Source organism: Burkholderia sp. E168m23, assembly GCF_016586125.1.
Lineage (GTDB): Bacteria > Pseudomonadota > Gammaproteobacteria > Burkholderiales > Burkholderiaceae > Burkholderia > Burkholderia orbicola.
Map to the genome: position 1 here is coordinate 1 of NZ_BCPP01000547.1, position 4,832 is coordinate 4,832.

At 66.6% G+C, this 4,832-nt stretch carries 4 protein-coding genes; all 4 read left to right on the forward strand.

The genetic code is table 11. The features are described from left to right. The first annotated feature begins 21 nt into the window (after positions 1 to 21). A complete protein-coding gene (gene argC / locus JMF90_RS24335) occupies positions 22 to 972 on the forward strand; it encodes an N-acetyl-gamma-glutamyl-phosphate reductase (protein WP_175804388.1) in 951 nt (316 codons plus the stop codon). Positions 973 to 1,406: 434 nt separating this feature from the next. Next, a complete protein-coding gene (locus JMF90_RS24340; RefSeq protein ID WP_006477399.1) occupies positions 1,407 to 2,828 on the forward strand; it encodes a DUF2957 domain-containing protein in 1,422 nt (473 codons plus the stop codon). Between the two features lie 148 nt (positions 2,829 to 2,976). Continuing rightward, positions 2,977 to 4,218: a DUF2957 domain-containing protein gene (locus tag JMF90_RS24345; protein WP_201316683.1), complete on the forward strand. Its 1,242-nt coding sequence runs from the start codon at positions 2,977 to 2,979 to the stop codon at positions 4,216 to 4,218. An 18-nt stretch (positions 4,219 to 4,236) separates the two neighbouring features. After that, on the forward strand, positions 4,237 to 4,832 hold a 596-nt coding region (locus tag JMF90_RS24350; protein ID WP_201325520.1), incomplete at its 3' end, for an OmpW family protein.

Sequence of the window (4,832 nt, forward strand, 5' to 3'; positions counted from 1 at the left end):
GTTTCATTCAGTGAGAGCGAAATGAGCACCAAAGTTTTTGTCGACGGCCAGGAAGGCACGACCGGCCTCAAGATCTTCGAATACCTGTCGGCACGCAGCGACATCGAGATCCTGCGCATCGATGAAGCGAAGCGCAAGGACGTCGACGAGCGCCGCCGCCTGATCAACGCGTCGGACGTCACGTTCCTGTGCCTGCCGGACGTCGCGTCGCGCGAATCCGCGTCGCTCGTCGAGAACCCGAACACCACGCTGATCGACGCGAGCACCGCGTTCCGCACGAGTCCCGACTGGGCGTACGGCCTGCCGGAGCTGACCCGCGCGCAGCGCGAGAAGATTCGTACGTCGAAGCGCATCGCGGTACCCGGCTGCCACGCATCGGCATTCGTGCTCGCGATGCGTCCGCTCGTCGATGCGGGCATCGTCGCGCCGACGTTCGCCGCGCACAGCTACTCGATCACCGGCTACAGCGGCGGCGGCAAGTCGATGATCGCCGAGTACGAAAGCGCCGCGCCGGGCGGCAAGCTCGCGAGCCCGCGCCCGTACGCGCTCGGCCTCGCGCACAAGCACCTGCCGGAAATGGCCGCGCACACGGGCCTCGCGAACGCGCCGATCTTCACGCCGATCGTCGGCCCGTTCCTGAAGGGCCTCGCGGTGACGACCTACTTCACGCCCGAGCTGCTCGCGAAGCGCGCGACGCCGCAGGACGTGCAGCGCGTGTTCGCCGAGTACTACGCGGACGAGGCGTTCGTGCGCGTCGCACCGTTCGACGCGGAAGCCAACCTCGACAGCGGCTTCTTCGACGTGCAGGCGAACAACGACACGAACCGCGTCGACCTGTTCGTGTTCGGCAACGCGGAGCGCTTCGTCACCGTCGCGCGCCTCGACAACCTCGGCAAGGGCGCGTCGGGCGCCGCGATCCAGTGCATGAACCTCAACATCGGCGCGGCCGAGGACGCGGGCCTCAAACGCTGATTCAGCATCGCATGCCATGCAAAGCCGGCCACTGGCCGGCTTTTTATTTACCCGTATCAGGCAATATATAAAAACACCGGATCGCGCCTTTACAAATATTTACAAGCTTTCCATTGCGCGATTACAAGTGAATTAATCCAGCCCCTCCTCATCCAGTCAATCCCGAATAGGGATAAACCGGATACCCGTCGATTTAAACACTGCCGTTATACGCAGGAAGGCGCTGCGAGAGCGTGCCGGGCGTCGCGCATCCCCCACTCCGGCAGCTTTCGGCAGCCTGTCTCGCGTTTAAATTCTTACTCATTGCCTTATCGGGCAAGGATTCAAATCGCAGCTCCCGTTTCAATCGCCTTTTTTAGACGGGTTCATCAATTGACAGCAAAAACCCAGGCAGCGACATTAGCTCGCACAATTAAACGATTGGAGACAGCGGCATGTCGCACGCCTTATCGAAGGGGGTGGCAACGGCCTTTGCCATTGCCCCTTTCCTGGTTGCATGTGGTGGGGGGGACTCCGGCGGCGCGCTCGCGCCGATCAATGCGCCCCAATGTTCCGGCTCGAGTTGCGGCACGCAAGGGCAGCCGCCTTCGCAGCCGATCAACGGCGCACTATGCCCGGCCAACGCGGATATCGTGAAGAGCACGTATCTCGGCGGCGCGGGGAGCGGCGAGATCGTCAGCGTCAACATCGACGCGGTCGCGATGACGTACACCCTCAAGTGGCTTGAATCGCCGATTCCGCTGAAGACCGGCACCGTCACGCCGAGCCGCGTCGGCACGACCATCACCGGCAAGGTCATCCACCCGCCGACCGGCACGCTGCCGACCGCCGAGCAGACGCGCTGCGCGTTCGTCCTCACGCCGGGCACCGGCCCCGCGCCGGACGGCTCGACCTATTCGACGGCCGCCGACTTCAACCAGGCGAACCCGCCGATGCTGCTGGTCGGCATGGGCGTGGCGGGCGGCGGCATTCCCGGCGCGACGATCCAGTACGACGGGCTGACGATCATCCCGGGCGTCGTGCAGAACGTCGGCCAGGTGCCGAACCGTCACTTCGACTTCTATCCGTTCCTCGGCTTCGCGAACACGACGACCGACCTCTCGAAGCTGCCGGGCACGTACAACGCGCTGCTCTATCACCTCGTGCCGTCGGGCAACTACGCGACGAAGGGCTCGAACTCGAGCGAGACGTTCGACGCGAACGGCGCGTGCACGTCGAGCGGGTCGGGCGGCTGCCAGACCACCGGCGATCCGTGGAAGACGAGCGCGAACGGCGGCTACTTCGACAGCACCAAGGCGCCGCAGACGCTGCCGCAGACGCAACTGCCGATCGTCGGCGCGACCGGCAAGTCGGCGACCGCGCACATGGTGATCGGCCAGCTCAACGGCGCGACGGTGCCGGTGATCGTGCGCACGGGCAACGTGAACCTCGGCACGCCGCCGCTGCACCTCGACGCGCAGGTCGACGACGAATCGGGCATCGCGGTGCTCGGCGCGGCGACGGCCGTCACGTCGGGCACGATCGATGGCGGCTACGCGGGCGCGGACTCCAACTTCAAGTACACGGCCGCGCTGATCCGCGGCAGCAACGCGTCGTTCATCAACCCGTCCACGCAGGCCGAGGAAGACGGCTTCACGCTCGACTACGGCCAGACGACGCCGGGCCTGCTGAACGCGAAGACCACCCCGCCGAGCGGCGCGAGCTACCCGTCCGCATCGGGCGTGGTGATCGCGACGGGCGGCCTGTATGCAGCGCTGATCCAGGGCACGGTGAACGGCGGCGTCACGTCGACGTCGGCGAATTCGACGACGTCGTCGACCCCGTACTTCGGCGTGGGCGCGCAGATCAGCAAGTAGCGATCGAGGGCGCGGCGGCCGGCCTGCCGCCGCGGATGGCAGGGAAGGCACGAAGGCGCTCGGCACGGCGCAGGCAGGACGAGTACGACCAACAGAAGCGGCCGACAGGGAGCTGGCCGCCGCACAAAGACAAATCTGGAGGAGCAACATGAAGCGCAACCTCATTCTGGCGGCGGCCCTTGCCGCCCCCCTTCTTTCCGCATGCGGCGGCGGTAGCGACAATCCGCCCCCGCTCGTCGAAGACCGGCTTTGCCCCGCCACGCTCGACTACAACACCGTGTTCACGGGCGGCGCGGGCAGCGGCGAACTCGCGAAGGTCCAGCTCGACACGACCAAGATGACCTGGCAGGTCACCTATGTCGAATCGGCGGTGCCGCAAAAGACCGGCACCGTCACGCCGACGCGCGCGGGCACCGTCGACAGCGGCACGCTCACGCAGGAAACGCTGCTGCCGACCAACAAGCTGAACCAGTGCGCATTCCGCCTGAACGGCGCGAGCCTCGACGCGTCGCGTCCGGCGCGCATCTTCGTCGGCTTCGGCGTCGCCGGCGGCACGATTCCCGGCAAGGAGATCCAGTTCGACGGCGTGCTCGGCCAGGCCGCGGTGCCCGACACGAAATTCCCGTACTACCCGTTCATCGGCTTCTCGTCGATCGAAACCGACATCACGAAGGTCGCGGGCACGTACAGCCACATCGGCTTCGGCGAAGTGCCGTCGCAGAAATTCGGGCCGGCGTCGATCGACGCGAAGGTGACGATCAACGCGGACGGCACGTGGACCAAGTGCGACACGACCGGCCAGTTCGCCGGCGCCGCGTGCGCGCAGCAGGGCACGAACTTCGTGCAGTCGGCCGACGGCAGCGGCGCGTTCCAGTCGAACAACTACGCGAGCCAGTTGAAGCCGACGCTGTCGGCCACGCCGCAGGGCAAGGGCTTCATGATCGTCGGCAAGCTGCGTAACCAGCTCGTGCCGATCCTCGTGCGCACGGGAGTCGCGAACCCGAACCCGACGCCGGACAGCAACGGCGTGCCGGGCCTGACCGCCGACGACGAATCGAGCATCTCGATCCTCGCGCCGCAGACGGCCGTCGCGGCCGGCTCGCAGAACGGCGAGTACATCGGCGTCGACAGCCAGTTCGATTACCGGACCACCGCGCTGATCGACAAGCAGGCCACGCTGCTCGATCCGTTCCAGCCGTCGCAGGCGTCGCTCGCGACCGCGCTCGACCTCGACTACACGCAGAAGGTGCCGGGCACGGTCACGACGATCCACACGGGTTCGGGCAGCACGTCGCCGACCGGCAAGTTCATCTTCTCGGGTGGCGTGTTCGGTTTCCTCGACAACGCCGGATCGACGCCGTATTTCACGATCGGCGCATTCGTCCAGTAAGCGGAGGGGAAAGCCGTGATGAAGAAAACCCTTCTCTGCGCGGCGGCCGGCGCCGCCGCAGTGGCGCCGCTCGCGGCGCACGCGCAGAGCGCCGGCAGCAACGTCGTCACGCTGGGCTGGTTCCACATCATGCCGCAGCAGAGCAGCACGCCGATGACGACCAACGTCGCGCCGACGCCGATCAACACGCCGCTGCGGCTGCCACCGTCGTTCACGTCGGCGGGCACCGGGCTGCACACGAGCGGCGCCGACACCGTCGGCCTGACGGTCAGCCACTTCCTGACCGACCATATCGCGGTGACGTCGGTGGCCGGCGTGCCGCCGGTGTTCAAGGTGTCGGGCCAGGGCACGATCAAGCCGCCGGGTCCCGCCGGCGCGCTCGGCACGCAGAACATCGGGCTGGGGTCGGTCAACCCGATCGTGAAGAGCGTGCGGCAGTGGAGCCCGGCGGTGATCCTGCAGTACTACTTCGGGCAGGCCACCGCGAAGTTCCGGCCGTTCCTCGGCCTCGGCGTGTCGTACAACTGGTTCAGCGACCTGCAGCTCAACACGAACTTCATCAAGCAGACGCAGGACAACCTCGGCGCGATCCTCGCGGCGGGCGCGGGCAAGCC